Genomic DNA, 15788 nt, shown 5'->3' with positions numbered 1-15788 from the left:
ATCCTCCGTTGGTGGAAAAGCCCGCTCCGCCGGGAGCGGGCCGATACGGGCCGGACGCATCCGGCCGGTTCACTGTTCCCGGGCCACGCCGTCGGCCAGCAGGCCCCGGTACGCCTCCAGGGGAGTGATCCCCAGGTTCGCGGCGGCGCGCGCCACGTCGTCGAACTCCGGCTTGGCGCGCTCGCCGCCACCGGGGAGCGCCGAACGCTTCACCCGGATCTCCTGCCCGCGCCACGTCACTGCTTCCATCCGCCGCGGCAGGGTGCGCCGCGCCGCCGGCCAGAACCGCAGGCCGATGGTGGTTCCCGCCCGGAAGAGAGCGGCCTGCACCGCGTCGAGCGCCCCCGGCTCGGACAGCGCCTCGATGCGGACGCCCGTGCGCCCCTTCTTCATCACCAGCGGCTGCGCCGAGCAGTCGGCCGCGCCCGCGTCCAGCACGGCCTGCAGCAGCGCGGGCACGTACTCGGGGGGCAGGTCGTCGACGTCGCACTGCACCACCATCACCGCGTCCTCGCCCCCGGCTTGCGGCTCGACGAGGATCAGGCGCAGCACGTTGGGCCGGTCCTGCGGGTCGCGCGTTCCCGCGCCGAACCCGTTCGCCAGCGGCGTGAAGGTCACGGGCGGCGGCGCGCCGTTGGTCAGCGCCTTGACCAGCGCGGCGCCCGTGGGCGTGGTGCACTCGCCCTCGAACTCGGGGTCGCGCACGGGGATGCCCGCCAGCAGCTTGAGCACCGCGGGCGGCGGCACGGGAAAGTTTCCGTGCGCCATGTCTACCCACCCCCGCCCCAGCGCCACCGGGCGGGTGTAGAACTCGGTCGCGCCCAGCTCGTGGCACCCGGCAACGGCGCACAGCACGTCGATGATGGCGTCCAGCGCCCCCACCTCGTGAAAGTGCACCTTTTGCACCGTGGTACCGTGCACCGCGGCTTCGGCCTCAGCAAGAAGCGTGAACGCGTGCACCGCACGGTCGCGCACCTCGGGGCTCACGCGGGTGCCCTCGATGATCTTTACGACGTGGTGCAGGTGCCGGTGCGCGTGCTCGTGAGGCAGGTTCAGCACCAGCCTGGTCGCAGCGATCCCCTTGCGGTCCACGCGCTCGGCGCTCACGCCGATGTCGCCCAGGTTCAGGTCCGCGACGAAGCGCTGGAGCCACTCCAGCGGCAGCCCCAGGTCCAGCAGCGCGGCGACGGTCATGTCGCCGCTGACCCCGGCGAAGGGGTCGAAGATCAGTCCGCGCACTCGTTGCCCGTCCGTTCGGCGCTTCGCGGCGCGCGGGTTTCGCGCGGGCTCGGCGGTGGAAAAACGCCGCGCATTCTAGGGCGCGGGCCATGCGGCGTCAAACGCGCCCCGCCTCGGGCCCCTCCACGCAGCGGACGGAGAGGCCTTTGTTGCGGCGCGGCTGACACGGGCGCACACCACGGCCGCCCCCCACTCCCGGCCTCTCCCCCATAAACCCCGTGGGGGAGAGGAGAATTCGATTGCGCTCCGGCTGGCCCCGCGCGCTCAACTGACTCCCTTCCCCCGCGCAGTTTGCGGGGGAAGGGCTGGGGATGGGGGGCGCCGGCCCGAGCACCGGACCTGCCCACCCACGCCTCGAGCCAGAAGTATACCCCCTCTCCCACGCTGTTTGTGGGAGAGGGTGGCACGCGTGTCAGCGCGGCCGGTGAGGGCCCAGCGGGACCGAGGCCCTGCTCTGTCCCCGCGTCGCACCTCAGCCCAAAGCTCAGTGCCGGAACAGCCTGCGCCCGGTGAACACCATCGCGATGCCGTGCTCGTCCGCCGCCGCGATCACCTCCGCATCGCGCACGGAGCCGCCCGGCTGGATGATGCCGCGCACCCCCGCTTCGGCCGCGGCGTCCACGCCGTCGCGGAAGGGGAAGAACGCGTCCGAGCCCAGCGCCGCGCCTTGAAAATCGAACCCGTTGTCGCGCGCCTTCATCACCGCGATGCGCGACGAATCCACGCGGCTCATCTGCCCCGCCCCGATCCCCAGCGCCATGCCGTCGCGCGCCAGCAGGATCGCGTTCGATTTCACCGAGGCCACGGCGCGCCAGGCGAAGCGCAGGTCGTCCATCTCGCCCGCCGACGGCTGCCGCTGCGTGACCACGCGCCAGCCGTCCTCGGGAAAGCCCATCCCCAGCCGCGTCTGCGCCACGAATCCCCCCCGAACGCGCTTCCAGTCCAGCTCGTTTGCGTTGGATGCGAGGCGCGGAATCTCGAGCAGGCGCAGGTTCTTCTTTTCCGTCAGCAGCCGCAGTCCAGCCTCCACGAAGGAGGGGGCGACGATGGCCTCGACGAAGTTGGGGCGCAGCAGCACGGCCGCTTCTTCCGTCACGGGAACGTTGAAGGCGATCACCGAGCCGAAGGCGCTGGTGGGATCCGTCATCAGCGCCTTGCGGTAGGCCTCGGGCGCGTCCGCACCGACGGCGATGCCGCACGGCGTGGTGTGCTTGATGATGGCGCACGCCGCCAGCCCGCTGCCCTCCCACGCCGAGATGGCCAGCAGGGCGCCGTCCACGTCCAGCAGGTTGTTGAACGACAGCGCCTTGCCGTGGATCTGCCGCAGTTCCGCCAGTCCCCCGCTCGCCCCCTCCTCGCGGTAGAACGCGGCGGGCTGGTCGGGGTTCTCGCCGTAGCGAAGGTCCTGCACCTTGGTCAGCCGCAGCTGGACGGCGGACGGGAACGCATCGGCCGATCCCCCGCCCTCTCCCGCCATCGTCCGGGCCAGGTACTCCGTGATGGCGCGGTCGTATTCCGAGGTGTGCGCGTAGACCTTTGCCGCCAGCTCGCGGCGAAGCGCCAGCTCCTCGCCCCCCGCGTCGATCGCGGCGAGCACGCGCGCGTAGTCGGCGGGGTCGATGACCACCCAGACGCCCGCGTGGTTCTTGGCGGCGGAGCGCAGCATGGACGGGCCGCCGATGTCGATGTTTTCGATCGCCTCGTCGAGCGTGGCGTCGGGCCGGGCGACGGTCTCGCGGAAGGGGTAGAGGTTCACGGCCACGAGGTCGATGGGCTCGTAGCCGTGCGCCTGCATTTGCGCGGCGTCGTCCGCGTGGCCGCGGCGGCCCAGCAGGCCGGCGTGGACGGCGGGGTGCAGCGTCTTCACGCGGCCGTCCATCATCTCCGGGTGGCCGGTCACCTCGCTGACCTCGGTGACCGGCAGCCCCGCATCGCGAAGAGCGCGCGCCGTGCCGCCGGTGGAAAGCAGGGTCCATCCCCGCCCGTGGAGCTCGCGGGCAAGGTCCACCACGCCCGTCTTGTCGGATACGCTGAGCAGTGCCCGCGGCATTTCGTAGGTCCTCTGGATCTGGATCAGTGCCCGTCGGGCAGGTGCATCGTCCTGGCGATGGAGCCGTCGACGGGAATCAGCGAAGGCACCAGGTCGAACGCCAGCGGAGCGGTCGGACTCGCAGCCGTGCGTCCCCCCGTGAGCGCCGCGACGGTCAGCGGCAGGATGCGGTGCTCCACCGCCAGGACGCGGGCGGCAAGGGTTTCCGCCGTGTCGCCGGGGAGCACGGGGACGGGCCACTGTGCGAGGATGGCGCCCTCGTCGTAGCGCTCGTCCACCAGGTGCACCGTCGCGCCCGAAACGCGCACGCCGGCTGCGATGACGGCGCGGTGAACGCGCATCCCGTACATCCCGTGGCCCCCGAAGGCCGGCAGCAGCGCGGGATGCACGTTGATCATCCGCCCCGCGTAGCGCGCCACCACCTCGGCCGGAAGCAGCGTCAGCCACCCGGCGAGGACCACCAGGCCGATGCCGTGCGCATCCAGCGCGTCCAGCAGCCGATCGCGGAATGCGTCGGCGCCGAGCTCGCGCGCGTCCAGGGCAACGTGCGGCACGCCCGCGTGCTCCGCCCGCGCCAGCGCGCCGATCCCCGCGCGGCTGCCGACCACCAGTTCCACACGCGCCGGGGCCCTGGCCGGGTCGCGGTGAAAGCGGTCGATCAGCGCCTGCAGGTTGCTGCCCCCGCCGCTAGCGAGAACGGCGAGGCGTGCGGGATCGGGCAAGTGGCTCTCCGGAACGGGAAAATTGCGCGGCGAATGTAGACCGGGCGTCCGGAGCCGTCAACGAGCGGGAGTGGCGGGCGAGGCGGGACGAAAGTGCGCTGAGCGGATGCAGGTCGCCGGGCTCAGGGCGATGCCCATAGCTCGTTCAGGATGTTGTTGGCGATGGCCCAGACGAGGGAGATGGTGCCCGACTGAAGCGCTTCCGCGGCGTCGGCGTCCGGGTGCCAGAGGACGGGGGCGAGGGCGCCCGCGTAGGTGCCGGCCAGGAAGGGGGTGGAAAGGCGCCGCCGCCCCTGCACGTCGTAGTCGGTGAACGTTTCGGTGATGGCGTACGCGATCCGCCGCTCCGGCCCGTCGCAGCCGCACGGGCGGTACTCCGTCGTACGTCCCAGCGCCGCAGCCAAGCCGTGGTGGACCGACGTGCGGACCACGTGCCCGCCGCTGCGAGACAGGATGCGCGCGGCCAGCGCATCGGCGCCGCCGCCCCACTCGTCGGGCTCGGTGCGCACGTGGTCCCAAAGCCCCAGTGCCGCGATCCACGCCACACCCTCGATGCTCACCAAGTCGCCGAGGTATGCGTTGACGCGCTCCTCGTCCACCACCCATACCGAGTCAGCCTGCGCGCGGACGGAATCGCGCACGAGCGTGTCGGCCAGGACCACCTGGGCCTGGAGCGGGGCGGCCAGGAGGAGCGCCGCGGCAAACAGGAGTCGACGCATGTCAGATGCGATCAGGGGAATCGGCGGATCAGGCGAACCCGCCGCCGCCGTACACGCCGGTGACGAACGGGTTGGTTCGGCGCTCGTGGCCCACGGTGGTGTCGTCGCCGTGGCCGGTGTGCAGCGTGGTTTCATCCGGCAGGGTCAGCACCTGCTCGCGGATGGACGTCATCAGCGTACCAAGATCGCCCCCCGGAAGGTCCGTCCGGCCGATGGAGCCGTTGAAGATCACATCGCCCACGACCGCCACGCCGTCGCCCACCAGGATCACGTGCCCCGGCGCATGTCCCGGCGCCAGGCGCACCGCCATCTTGCAGTCGCCGAACGAAACCACTCCGCCGTGAGCCAGCTCTCCGTCCACGGGCGGCAGGGGGTCCATCCTCATCCCGAACCAGGAAGCCTGCGTGGGGGCCGCGCCGTACAGCATCATGTCGTCGGGATGCAGCAGGATGGGCGCGTCGATCTCCGCCCGGGCGACGGGGATGCCCTCCACGTGGTCCAGGTGCGCGTGGGTCAGCACGATCTGCTCGATGGTCACCCCGGCGGCACGCGCGGCCTGCAGCGCCTGGGCGGTGGCGGCTCCCGGGTCTACCAGGATGCCGGCATGGGTCCGTGCGCAGTACACCAGGTAGGTGTTCTGGGCGAAGGCGCCGCCGGTAAAGGAGCGGACCGCCACCTCGCCGCGGCCCTCAGCCACGCAGCGCCTCCAGCACCTCGTCGGCCCCGTGCGCGCCGGCGGCCGCGTAGGCGATGCGCCCGTCGCGGTCGATCAGGTACGTCGCTCGCCCCACCTCGTCGCCCGCTCGGAGGACGCCGTACGCAGACGCGATCTCCGCGTCCTGGTCCACGATCAGGGGAAAATCCAGCGAGTACTTGGTCACGAACTCGCGATGGCTGGAAAGGCTGCCGGGGTTCACCCCGAAGCGGACGATTCCGGCCTCGGCGTAGCGCGAGCCCTCGTCGCGGGCGGTGCACATCTGCCGGGTGCAGCCGGGCGTGTCGTCCTGGGGATAGAACATCAGCAGCACCGCCTGCTTCCCACGAAAGTCGGGGAGCGCGACGCGCCCGCCCTCCGTCGTTTCCGCCGTGAACACCGGCGCCTCGCTCCCCACCGGCAGCAGTCCTTCGGCCATCGTCCCTCCATCGTTGTCATACGCGCCGCGAATCGGCATCGGCAAGATGGCGGTGCGTGGGCGGCGAGGCAAACGGGTTTGCCTGGGGTGTCACTTCGCCCTATCGATCTCCGCAATCCACTCCCGCAGGCCGGCCGCTGCTTCATGCACGTCCTGTATCGGCATGCCGATCTCGTGAGCAAGGCGAAAGAACGGCTCTGCCCACTCCTCCGGCACTCGCACCTCGGGCGGCCACGAGTGCATCCCTCGCGTCAGGAATACCTCCTCGCAGGCACTCCGCAAATCGCTCAGTTCGGTTCCGAGTTCCCGCAGCAGCCACAAGTCTACAAGATCCCGATGTCGAGTATTTTCCCGTCCCTCCCGCTCTGGTGTCGTGACCGCGTGAATCTTCTGCGCAATCTGGAACCGTGCAGAAAGACAGGGGATAAACTCGGGACCGTCCAGTCCCAGTTCCGAGAGGTCTGTCGCTCGCACCCGTTCGGATTCGACAACGTGTCCTTTGGCCACCGAAACCTCGAGTTGGACCGTCGCCCATGCTTTCCCGCGATACTCGACGCGTACTTCGAGGCGCGTCGCCTTCCCTCTCAGATCGCGTGCCTCGCCCAGGCGTTCGAAGCGGAAGTCACCATATGGCTCCGCGAAGGCGCGGTCCAGCACGTCGGTCAACTCGCCGAACTCGTGACGGAAAACCGCGTCGAAGTCCTTGGTTGCACGCGCTCGCATGCGTAACCGAAGCTCCAGCGCGACGCCGCCCTTCACCACAAATGCTGTGGTACCGCGCTCATCACTCACGCGCTCCAGCGCCCCAGCCACTACCATGAACGAGATCCAGTTCCGGATTCGCGCTTGTGGGATCTGATAATGCTTTGAGTACCGGCCCACCATTTGATCGAGCACCGTTTTTGTTTTCGGTGTAGTCGGCCTTCTCAGGCGCCCCGACTCCGTCATCAGCATTCCTTTCTGCCGAGGCACTCGGTGGTGAGCCACTGGGCCTCCGCACGCTTGAGCACCCCCCGCCGGATTCCATCCTCGATCGCCTGTTCCACCAGCGCAGCCCCGAGGTGGGCGCGGTGACAATCCACGATCGTTCTAACAGGCGTAGTGACGGGGATTCCCTCCACGAACCCAACATCCCCTGCATCCAGATCGGCTCGATGTACATTGTAGAGCTTGGGAACCGCCCGCTGAATCCGGTGCCGTTTTGGAACGGTAATATGAATCCGTGCGGGGTTCACGTCGGACAACTGGTGGAGCACGAGCGCGCTGTCGTGCGAGATGATCGCTTGGAGCCCACGCGGCCAGAGGCTCGCCTCCATGTACTCCGAGAATGGAGACAGTGGAATCGCTGGGACGCGATACAAGCCCGTGCTCACCCGTTCCAGGGTACCTCTCCGAGTCATCGCGTTGAGGGCTTTACGCGAGACATTCGCTTCCGTCGCCTGTTCAATTGTGAAGTAGCCAAAATTCTCGACGGCAAGTTCGTAAACAGCGTTGTATCGCTCTCCCGGCATACTATTCTCCGGTGACCTTGTTCTTACCCAAGAGCTTTATCGGCTCATTTGTCCCCCCACTGTACTCAGCATGTTTTCATTGTACAAGAGTCTACGTTTTGTAGACTCTTAAGCATCCAACGAGTTGACCAAGAACATCATGTCGCCTAACAGTCCACGAAACGTAGACTCTCAAACGAATCAGTTCGCGTGCAGACCAGCCTTTCACACGCGGAAGGGTCAGGCTGTCGACAGTGAAAACATATACACTCCGGGCGCATCGACAAGAGGTCTGTGCGCGGTCCGCGAAAAGCGACGAATTGGGGACAGGAGGCGGATCGGAGAGATCTGCGAGGCCTAATTGCACTCCACCGCGAGGAACGCCCCGGGACGGCCGTGCGGATGAAAAAATCTGGGAGTGGAAAGAGGAAAAAACACATCACCCCGTCCATCGAGCCGATGGGCGGGGTGATGCGTGCCTCGTGATTGTAAACTTGGCTCACGAGGCGCAGGCCGGCCCGAACGCCTTGCGGCGCGGGCGCGTGCCGTAAGCACGAGGCTTTCGGCACGCCACAAAGGTATCAGACCGGACAACGTGCGTCAACCTATGCGTCGAGCGCGCCGCCGGGTCAGCTCGCCCGGCGCTCCCCGCCGGAGCGGCGCTCGTCGGGGGAGCGTTCGGCGCCGTGCTTGATGCTGCGGCCCTCCACCAGGAACACCACGTCCTCGGCGATGTTGGTGGCCAGGTCGGCGATGCGCTCCAGGTTGCGGCTGACCAGGAAGAGCGACATCGACGCGCCGATGCGCCGCGGGTCTTCCATCATGTGCGTCAGCAGGATGCGGAAGAGCGAGTTGTGCAGCGCATCCACGCGGTCGTCCCGGCGGCACACCTCGCGGGCCCCCGCCGCGTCGGCGCGGACGAAGGTGTCCAGCGCGTCCGACAGCATCTCCGTCGCCAGCCGCCCCATCTCCTCGATCTCCGGAAACTCCAGGTAGATGGGCTGCTCGGCCAGGTGGCGCACGGCCTCGGCGATGTTCACCGCGTGATCGCCCACGCGCTCCAGGTCGTTGCTGATCTTCATCGCCATGGTGATCAGGCGAAGGTCGCGCGCCATCGGCTGCTGCAGCGCCAGCAGGTGGATGCAGGCGTCGTCGACGGCCACCTCCATGGCGTCGAGGTCGTTGTCGCGGCGGATGACCTCCTGCGCCAGCTCGCCGTCGCGGTCGCGCAGCGCCTGCAGCGAGCGGGTGACCAGGTCTTCGGCCAGCCCCGACATGTCGAGCAGTTGGTTCTTGAGCTTGGCCAACTCCTCGTGGAAGTGGCGGAACCCCGGCGTCGGGCTCATCCGAACCTCCCCGTGATGTAGGCCTCGGTGCGCTCTTCGCGCGGGTTGGTGAACAGCGTGTTGGTGCGCCCCATCTCCACCAGCGAGCCCATGTAGAAGAACGCCGTGTAGTCCGACACGCGCGCCGCCTGCTGCATGTTGTGGGTCACGATGACGATGGTGTACTGGTCCTTGAGCTCGTAGATCAGCTCCTCGATCTTTTGTGTGGCGATGGGGTCCAGCGCGCTGGCCGGCTCGTCCATCAGCAGCACCTCGGGCTGCACCGCCAGCGCCCGCGCGATGCACAGGCGCTGCTGCTGCCCGCCGGAAAGCCCCAGCGCGCTGCGGTCCAGCCGGTCCGACACCTCGTCCCAGAGCGCGGCCTGCTTCAGCGAGTGCTCCACCAGGTCGTCCAGCGCGCGGCGGCCCTTGGCCAGCCCGTTCACCCGCGCGCCGTACGCCACGTTCTCGTAGATGGACTTGGGGAACGGGTTGCTCTTCTGGAACACCATCCCCACCCGCTTGCGCAGCTGCACCACGTCGAGCCCGGTGCGGTACACGCTTTCGCCGCGCAGGGTGATGTCGCCGTCGTGGCGGATTCCGGGGATCAGGTCGTTCATGCGGTTGATGGACCGCAGGAACGTGCTCTTGCCGCAGCCGGACGGCCCGATCAGCGCCGTCACCTGCTTCTGCGGCATCTCGAGCGTGATGTCGTTCAGCGCCCGGGTGCCGCCGTACCAGAACGAGAAGTCGTCGGCGCGGATGGCCAGCTCCGCCGGGGCCTGCGTGGGCGTTTCCGTGGGCATCGCGGCGTCGTTCAGGGGAAGCGCGGGCGCCCGCTGCACGGGGGCCTGCGCGGTAAGGTCTTGCATGTCAGCGGCTCCGGTACGGGCTGCGGATCAGGAATCGCGCGGCCAGGTTCATGGCCAGCACCAGCGCGATCAGCAGCAGCGACGCGGCCCAGGCCTGCTTGTGCTGCTCTTCGAACGGGCTGATGGCGTACTGGAAGATCTGCACGGGCAGCGCGGCGATGGGCTCGCTCAGCCCCGCGGACCAGAACGGGTTGCCGAACGCGGTGAAGAGCAGCGGCGCCGTTTCGCCCGCGATGCGCGCAAGGGCGATCAGCACGCCGGTGAGAATGCCGCTGCGCGCCGCGGGAAGCACCACGCCCAGCGTGGTGCGCCAGCGGGTGAAGCCCAGCGCCAGGGCGCCCTCCTTCATCTCGCGGGGAACCAGGCGAACCATCTCTTCCGTGGTCCGCGTAACCATCGGCAGCAGCATGATGGCGAGGGCGACGCCGCCGGCGAAGGCGCTGAAGCCGCCCATCGCTACGACCACCCACGCCCAGACGAAGATGCCGATGACGATGGACGGAATGCCGTTCATCACGTCGGTGATGAAGCGGATGCCGTTGGCCATCGGGCCGCCCTCGGCCTCGGCCAGGTAGACGCCCGCGCCGATGGCCACGGGCAGCCCCATGGCCCCGGCCAGGCCCACGAGCAGGAAGGTGCCCAGCACGCCGTTCCCCACCCCGCCCCCCGGCTGGCCCACCGGGGCCGGGACGCTGGTGAAGAACTCGGGGTTCAGCGAGCCCAGCCCCGCGCGCAGCAGGTGAAAGAAGATCAGCAACAGCGGCAGCACGGTGAGCGCCGCCGCCACCCCGGTCAGCGCGAGCCAGACCCGGCTGGAGATGCGCCGCCGCCGGTCGCGGAAGGACAGCTGGTCAAGCGGCGCCGCGTGCTGCGGCGCCGTCATGGGCCCGATCGCCGGCCCACTCACTTGCCCCCCCGCAGGCTGACGCGCCAGACGAGGAAGCGCGCGACGGAGTTGACCACGATGGTGATGCCGAACAGCAGCAGGCCGATCGACATCAGCGCCGCCAGGTGAAGGTCGTCGCTGGCCTCGGCGAACTCGTTCGCCAGCACGCTGGCCATCGTCGCACCCGGGGCGAAGAGCGACGTCGCCACCTCGGCCCGGTTTCCGATCACCATCGTAATCGCCATCGTCTCGCCCAGCGCGCGGCCCAGTCCCAGGATGATCGCGCCGATGATCCCCGGCACGGCGTAGGGAAGCACCACCTGCCAGGTCATCTCCCAGCGCGTGGCGCCCAGGGCCAGCGCCGCCTCGCGCTGGGCGACAGGCACGGCGGCCAGCACCTCGCGCGACACGGCGGAGATGAAGGGGACGATCATGATGGCCAGGATGACGCCGCCGGCCATGATGCTGCTTCCGTACGCCGGCCCGGCGAACAGCCCCACCTTGTCGCCGATGGCGTTGGCGACGGGCTCCTGGATGGCGGTGCGCAGCCAGGGCACCAGCACGAAGATGGCCCACAGGCCGTAGACCACGCTGGGAATGGCGGCCAGCAGCTCGGTGCCGAAGGCGATCGGCGCGGCCAGCCAGCGCGGCGCCAGCTCGGTAAGGAAGATCGCCAGCCCGATGGAAAGCGGGACGGCGATCAGCAGCGCAAGGAGCGACGAGGCCAGCGTGCCGAAGATGAACGGCAGCGCGCCGAACTGGCCGGCTACCGGGTCCCACGTGGTCCCGCCCACGAAGCCCAGGCCGAAGCGCTGGATGGCCGGCCACGAGGCCACGCCCACGCGCACGACGATGAACGCGAAGAGCACCGGGATGGCCAGGCCGAACGCCCCCAGCGCCAGCGCGTAGCTGCGGTCGGCGACGTTTCCCTGCGCGTATCGAGGGAGCAGCCGTGATGCGAACGAGCGGGGGCCTGTCGCCAGTGCGCCCGCCTGCTCAGGTACGGGTTGCATCCGTTCCTTTGGTCCTGATGAAGGAGGGTGCGGCGACCCTTCTCGCCGCGCCCTCGCGTGTCTGCTTGCTCATGTGCCGAGGGCGGGCCCCTCCCCCGCCCCTCCCCGGGCAAACCGCGCCGGGAGAGGGGAAAACTTCGGTCGGGGTCGACCGGCGGTGGCGAATGCCGGGGCCGCCCCCTCCCCCCGGCCCCCGGCCCCCGCTGCGCAGGGGAGGGGGAGACCTGAATCGCGCTCCGGCTGGCCTCGCGCACTCTACTGGCTCCCTTCCCCCGCGCAGTTTGCGGGGGAAGGGTTGGGTATGGGGGGCGCCGGCCCGAGCACCGGACCTTGGGCAACCCCCTCCCTTACTGCCCCACCCGCTCCTTGTTCGGCCCGCACGTGACGCCGTCCATCGCCGCCAGGGCCGGGGCGCGCACGGCGTCGGGGAGCGGCGCGTAGTGAAGCTGGCGCGCGGTGGCGGCGCCTTCGGTCAGCGACCAGCGGACGAGGCCGGCGAGCGCCCGCGCCTTGGTGCAGTCCTGCATGTGCGGCGGCACCAGCAGGTACGTCCACGCCACGATGGGATAGGTCTGCGCACCCGGCAGGTTCACCAGCGAGGCGCGCAGGTCGCCGTCGGGGCCCAGCTGCAGGTTCGCGGCGGCGGCGGTGGTCGCCTCCACGGAAGGCTGCACGAACTGGCCGGCGGCGTTGCGCACGGCGGCGGTGGGCAGGTTGCCCTCGCGCGCGTACGCCAGCTCCACGTAGCCCACGGCGCCCGGCGTCTGCTTCACCTGGCCGGTGACACCCTCGTTGCCCTTGCCGCCCAGCCCCGCGGGCCAGTTCACCGTCTTGCCCACGCCCACGCCCTGCTTCCACTGCGGGCTGACGGCGCCCAGGTACTCGGTGAAGATGAAGGTGGTGCCGCTGCCGTCGGTGCGGTGCACCGGGATCACGTCGGTGGCCGGCAACTGCACGCCCGGGTTCAGCGCGGCGATGGCCGGGTCGTTCCACTTCTTGATGGTGCCGCCGAAGATGCCGGCCAGCGAAGCCCCGTCCAGCCGCAGCGGCTGGGCGAGCCCCGGGAGGTTGTAGGCGATGGTCACCGCGCCGAGCACGGTGGGCACGTGCACCGTTCCCGGGGCCTTGGCCAGCTCCTCCTGGCTCATGGGCGCGTCCGAGGCGCCGAAGTCCACCGTGCCCTCGGTGACCTGGCGGATGCCGCCGCCCGAGCCGATGGCCTGGTAGTTCACCCGCACGGGGTTGGCGCCCGCGTAGTCGGCGAACCAGCGGTCGTAGATGGGGCGCGGAAACGAGGCGCCCGCGCCGGTGAGGGTGACGGTTCCGCCCGCGGCGGACGACTGCTGCTTCTGCTTCATGGCCGCGGGGCTGGCGTCGCCGCCTCCGCAGGCCGAAAGGGCAAACGCCGCGAACGCGGCGATGGTTCCGGTTGCTCTTTTCATCCGTGCACTGGCCGGTTCGGGACAGGACAGAAACCTGACGTGCCGGAACCTACCGGCCGAGCGTAACGCGAGTGTAACAGAAGGCATCACGACACTTGTAACGGCGCCGTAACGGTTGTAACATCCCGCAGCCATCCGGCCCAAGGCCGGTTTGGCGAGGCGGAGCGCGGCGTGTGGGCAGCCGCGGACGCGCGGCATCCGGCGAACCCGCCGGCGGCCGTTACAAAACTCGAGTTTCTGGAGGACGACGTGGGCCTGATTCCGCGTGACGAAAAGTTCTTCCCGATGTTCAACGACCTCGCGCGCCTCCTGTGCGAGTGCGCCGACCTGGTCGCGCAGCTGTTCGCCGATCCCGCGCGGCTCACGGAGCTGGCGGCCGAAGTCAAGAAGCGCGAGCACGAGGCCGACGAGATCACCCACGACGTGATCGTGCGCATCGACCGCAGCTTCATCACGCCGCTGGACCGCGAAGACATCCACCTGCTCACCTCGCGGCTGGACGACGTGATCGACCTGCTGGACGGCACCGTGCGCCGCGCGCAGATGTTTCACCTGACGGCCGCCCCGGTCCACGCGGCGCGCCTGGCCGACGTGCTGAAGCGCGCGGCCAGCCAGATCGAGACGGCCGTGCGCAACATGAAGAAGCCCAAGATGATGCTGGACCACACCCGGGCTCTCAAGGCGCTGGAGGAGGAGGGCGACGCCATCTACGCCGAGGCCGTGGGCGAGCTGTTCTCCGGGCACCCCGACCCGCTGGAAGTGATCAAGTGGATGGAGCTGTACGACAAGCTCGAAGACGCGATCGACCAGTGCGACAACGTGTCGAACGTGCTGGAAAGCATCGCCCTGAAGAACGGGTAGGGCCGCCGTGGTCACCTACGTCGTCCTGATCGTCCTGGTCGCCTTCGCGTTCGACTTCATCAACGGCTTCCACGACTCGGCGAACTCCATCGCCACGGTCGTGGGCACCCGCGTGCTGAAGCCGTTCCCGGCGGTGCTGTGGGCCGCGTTCTTCAACTTCGCCGCCCTGTTCATCGTGGGCACGGCCGTGGCCAAGGCCATCGGCAAGGGGATGATCGACCTGGACGTGGTTACGCCCACGGTGATCCTGGGCGGCCTGTCCGGGGCCATCATCTGGAACCTGATCACCTGGGTGTACGGGCTTCCCAGCAGCTCCTCGCACGCGCTGATCGGCGGCTACGCGGGCTCGGCCGTGGCGGCGGCGGGGATGGGGGCCATCGAGTGGGGCACCAAGTGGATCCAGACGCTGGCGTTCATCGTGCTTTCGCCCCTGATCGGCATGTTGCTGGGCTTCGGGCTGATGGTGCTGGTGAGCTGGCTCTTCCACCGGGTGCCGCGCGGCCCCGCGGACCGCTTCTTCAAGGGCGCGCAGCTGGCCAGCTCGGCGCTCTTTTCGCTTTCGCACGGGGCCAACGACGCGCAGAAGACGATGGGCATCATCGTTTCGCTGCTGGTGTCGGTGAACCACATCTTCGCGCAGGAGACGGGGTTCCTGCACCTGCTCTACGTGCCCAACGCCGAGACCATCCCGTTGTGGGTGGAGGTATGCGCCTACACCGCCCTTTCCGTCGGCACGCTGTTCGGCGGGTGGCGGATCGTGCACACCATGGGGTCGCGCATCACCCGGCTGAAGCCGGTGGGCGGGTTCTGCGCCGAGACGGGCGGGGCCATGAGCATCCTGATCGCCACCAACTTCGGCATTCCGGTGAGCACCACGCACACCATCACGGGGTCCATCGTGGGCGTGGGTGCCACGACGCGGCTTTCGGCGGTGCGCTGGGGGATCGCGGGGCGGATCGTGTGGGCCTGGGTGCTCACGATTCCCGCGGCGGCGCTGATGTCGGCGATCAGCTACCTGATCCTGGCCACGTTCGCGCCGACGCTGTAGACCGGCGGAATCGCAGGGACGCGGAGGCGCAGAGACCCGGTCTCTGCGCCTCCGCTCGTTCTGCCCTCAATCCACCTCGACGTAGCGGATCACCTTGTGGACCCCGCCCATGCGGACCACGCGGTCGAAGGGCCGCGGGGTCCAGGCGCGCTGCCCGTCGAGGTCCGTCACCGTCACCGAGCAGCCGCGCAGGATCTGGAAGCTCCCGTACTCCTCCACCTTGCCCGAGCATTCGGCGCGGTCGTACCGCACGCGGCGGCCGCGGAAGGCGCCGATCCACTCCGCCCGGGCTCCCGCGTTGCGCATCTGTACGTTGTCCCACGCCAGCACGGGGTCACCCGAGCGCGCGGCGGGAAAGCGAGGCCAGAGCACGGCGTTGTGCTCGTGCTCCGTCGTGCGGAATGCTTCCAGGGCCGCCGTGTCGCCCGCCACGAGCGCCTGGACCACCTCGCGGCCCAGTGCTTCGACGGAGGGCGCGCCACCGCGGAGTTCGTCGCTGGGCCCGCAGCCGGCGAGCAGGGTGAACGCGAGGAGTGGGAGGATTAGGGGGATGGGAGGCCGCCTCATGGAGCTTTGTCGATTTCTGATGGTGCGCGAGGCTTCGCGGGTTCGGGGGCGTTTCGATGGATCTCGGTGCATGCCGCGGGTGGCCCCTCCCCCGCCCCTCCCCCGGCAAACTGCGCCGGGAGAGGGGAGACTTCAGTCGGGGTTCGACGGGCTGCCGGTGCATTCCTCTGGGAGCCCCCTCCCCCCAGCCCCCGTCCCCCGCTGCGCAGGGGAGGGGGAGACCTGACCTGCACGTCCGCTGGCCTCGTGCACCCCTGCCGCGGATGCAGTCCGCGAAGGAGGACTTTGGGCCTTTGTTGCCGCGACGTAACCGTTCAGGTGGCAGCAGCCAGGAGCTTGGGTGCAGCGTTGCCGGAGCGCAGGGCGGCGATGGAAAGAGCAATGAAGTCGAGCGGGTGCACCTTCTGCTGCTGGCAGGTGG

16 protein-coding genes are annotated in these 15788 nt (G+C 69.2%); 2 read left to right on the top strand and 14 right to left on the bottom strand.

All coding sequences use genetic code 11. The features are described from left to right. Nucleotides 1-69: 69 nt before the first annotated feature. The 13 genes from larC to pstS all read right to left on the bottom strand — a co-directional run bounded on the left by larC (nt 70) and on the right by pstS (nt 12891). The gene (larC, locus tag VF632_RS14615) at nt 70-1239 is read right to left on the bottom strand and encodes a nickel pincer cofactor biosynthesis protein LarC (protein WP_331023649.1); all 1170 of its coding nucleotides are present in this window, start codon (nt 1237-1239) and stop codon (nt 70-72) included. 484 nt (nt 1240-1723) lie between these two features. Then, nucleotides 1724-3289: a bifunctional phosphoribosylaminoimidazolecarboxamide formyltransferase/IMP cyclohydrolase gene (gene purH / locus VF632_RS14610; protein ID WP_331023648.1), complete on the bottom strand. Its 1566-nt coding sequence runs from the start codon at nt 3287-3289 to the stop codon at nt 1724-1726. Between the two features lie 23 nt (nt 3290-3312). After that, on the bottom strand, nt 3313-4011 hold the full coding sequence (gene purN, locus VF632_RS14605; protein WP_331023647.1) for a phosphoribosylglycinamide formyltransferase: 699 nt from the start codon (nt 4009-4011) through the stop codon (nt 3313-3315). Between the two features lie 122 nt (nt 4012-4133). Beyond that, on the bottom strand, nt 4134-4730 hold the full coding sequence (locus VF632_RS14600) for a hypothetical protein (RefSeq protein ID WP_331023646.1): 597 nt from the start codon (nt 4728-4730) through the stop codon (nt 4134-4136). 28 nt (nt 4731-4758) lie between these two features. Beyond that, nucleotides 4759-5427, bottom strand: coding sequence for an MBL fold metallo-hydrolase (locus tag VF632_RS14595; RefSeq protein ID WP_331023645.1), 669 nt, complete (start codon nt 5425-5427; stop codon nt 4759-4761). Beyond that, entirely contained in the window at nt 5420-5863 is a 444-nt protein-coding gene (locus tag VF632_RS14590; RefSeq protein WP_331023644.1) for a peroxiredoxin, read from the bottom strand. Before VF632_RS14590 ends, VF632_RS14595 begins: the two co-directional genes overlap by 8 nt. Nucleotides 5864-5953: 90 nt before the next feature. Next, nucleotides 5954-6817, bottom strand: coding sequence for a nucleotidyl transferase AbiEii/AbiGii toxin family protein (locus tag VF632_RS14585; protein WP_331023643.1), 864 nt, complete (start codon nt 6815-6817; stop codon nt 5954-5956). Continuing rightward, complete coding sequence (locus tag VF632_RS14580) at nt 6811-7374, bottom strand: type IV toxin-antitoxin system AbiEi family antitoxin domain-containing protein (protein WP_331023642.1); 564 nt, start codon at nt 7372-7374, stop codon at nt 6811-6813. Before VF632_RS14580 ends, VF632_RS14585 begins: the two co-directional genes overlap by 7 nt. Nucleotides 7375-7982: 608 nt before the next feature. Then, on the bottom strand, nt 7983-8699 hold the full coding sequence (gene phoU, locus VF632_RS14575) for a phosphate signaling complex protein PhoU (protein WP_331023641.1): 717 nt from the start codon (nt 8697-8699) through the stop codon (nt 7983-7985). Next, complete coding sequence (pstB, locus tag VF632_RS14570) at nt 8696-9484, bottom strand: phosphate ABC transporter ATP-binding protein PstB (RefSeq protein WP_349263907.1); 789 nt, start codon at nt 9482-9484, stop codon at nt 8696-8698. Before pstB ends, phoU begins: the two co-directional genes overlap by 4 nt. Nucleotides 9485-9551: 67 nt before the next feature. After that, entirely contained in the window at nt 9552-10433 is an 882-nt protein-coding gene (gene pstA, locus VF632_RS14565) for a phosphate ABC transporter permease PstA (RefSeq protein ID WP_331023639.1), read from the bottom strand. A gap of 20 nt (nt 10434-10453) precedes the next feature. Further along, nucleotides 10454-11449 (bottom strand): phosphate ABC transporter permease subunit PstC, encoded by a 996-nt coding sequence (pstC, locus tag VF632_RS14560; RefSeq protein WP_331023638.1) that lies wholly within the window; start codon nt 11447-11449, stop codon nt 10454-10456. Nucleotides 11450-11796: 347 nt separating this feature from the next. Then, nucleotides 11797-12891: a phosphate ABC transporter substrate-binding protein PstS gene (pstS, locus tag VF632_RS14555; protein WP_331023637.1), complete on the bottom strand. Its 1095-nt coding sequence runs from the start codon at nt 12889-12891 to the stop codon at nt 11797-11799. 171 nt (nt 12892-13062) lie between these two features. Between pstS and VF632_RS14550 the strand changes: the two genes are divergently transcribed. Continuing rightward, nucleotides 13063-13752: a DUF47 domain-containing protein gene (locus VF632_RS14550; RefSeq protein WP_331023636.1), complete on the top strand. Its 690-nt coding sequence runs from the start codon at nt 13063-13065 to the stop codon at nt 13750-13752. 7 nt (nt 13753-13759) lie between these two features. Then, complete coding sequence (locus VF632_RS14545; RefSeq protein WP_331023635.1) at nt 13760-14800, top strand: inorganic phosphate transporter; 1041 nt, start codon at nt 13760-13762, stop codon at nt 14798-14800. 66 nt (nt 14801-14866) lie between these two features. Here the strand turns inward: VF632_RS14545 and VF632_RS14540 are convergent, their stop codons facing one another. Beyond that, nucleotides 14867-15367 (bottom strand): hypothetical protein, encoded by a 501-nt coding sequence (locus VF632_RS14540; RefSeq protein ID WP_331023634.1) that lies wholly within the window; start codon nt 15365-15367, stop codon nt 14867-14869. Nucleotides 15368-15788 lie beyond the last annotated feature (421 nt).

The sequence above is a fragment of the Longimicrobium sp. genome (assembly GCF_036388275.1).
Taxonomy (GTDB): Bacteria; Gemmatimonadota; Gemmatimonadetes; order Longimicrobiales; family Longimicrobiaceae; genus Longimicrobium.
Note: the sequence above shows the minus strand (reverse complement) of the source record. Positions and strands in the feature narration are given on the sequence as shown.

Excerpts from the sequence above, each read along its gene's own strand:
- purH (WP_331023648.1), bottom strand. The coding sequence starts at position 3,289 with ATGCCGCGGGCACTGCTCAGCGTATCCGACAAGACGGGCGTGGTGGAC.
- VF632_RS14600 (WP_331023646.1), bottom strand. The coding sequence starts at position 4,730 with ATGCGTCGACTCCTGTTTGCCGCGGCGCTCCTCCTGGCCGCCCCGCTC.
- VF632_RS14590 (WP_331023644.1), bottom strand. The coding sequence starts at position 5,863 with ATGGCCGAAGGACTGCTGCCGGTGGGGAGCGAGGCGCCGGTGTTCACG.
- VF632_RS14585 (WP_331023643.1), bottom strand. The coding sequence starts at position 6,817 with ATGCTGATGACGGAGTCGGGGCGCCTGAGAAGGCCGACTACACCGAAA.
- VF632_RS14580 (WP_331023642.1), bottom strand. The coding sequence starts at position 7,374 with ATGCCGGGAGAGCGATACAACGCTGTTTACGAACTTGCCGTCGAGAAT.
- phoU (WP_331023641.1), bottom strand. The coding sequence starts at position 8,699 with ATGAGCCCGACGCCGGGGTTCCGCCACTTCCACGAGGAGTTGGCCAAG.
- pstB (WP_349263907.1), bottom strand. The coding sequence starts at position 9,484 with ATGCCCACGGAAACGCCCACGCAGGCCCCGGCGGAGCTGGCCATCCGC.
- pstA (WP_331023639.1), bottom strand. The coding sequence starts at position 10,433 with ATGACGGCGCCGCAGCACGCGGCGCCGCTTGACCAGCTGTCCTTCCGC.
- pstC (WP_331023638.1), bottom strand. The coding sequence starts at position 11,449 with ATGCAACCCGTACCTGAGCAGGCGGGCGCACTGGCGACAGGCCCCCGC.
- pstS (WP_331023637.1), bottom strand. The coding sequence starts at position 12,891 with ATGAAAAGAGCAACCGGAACCATCGCCGCGTTCGCGGCGTTTGCCCTT.
- VF632_RS14540 (WP_331023634.1), bottom strand. The coding sequence starts at position 15,367 with ATGAGGCGGCCTCCCATCCCCCTAATCCTCCCACTCCTCGCGTTCACC.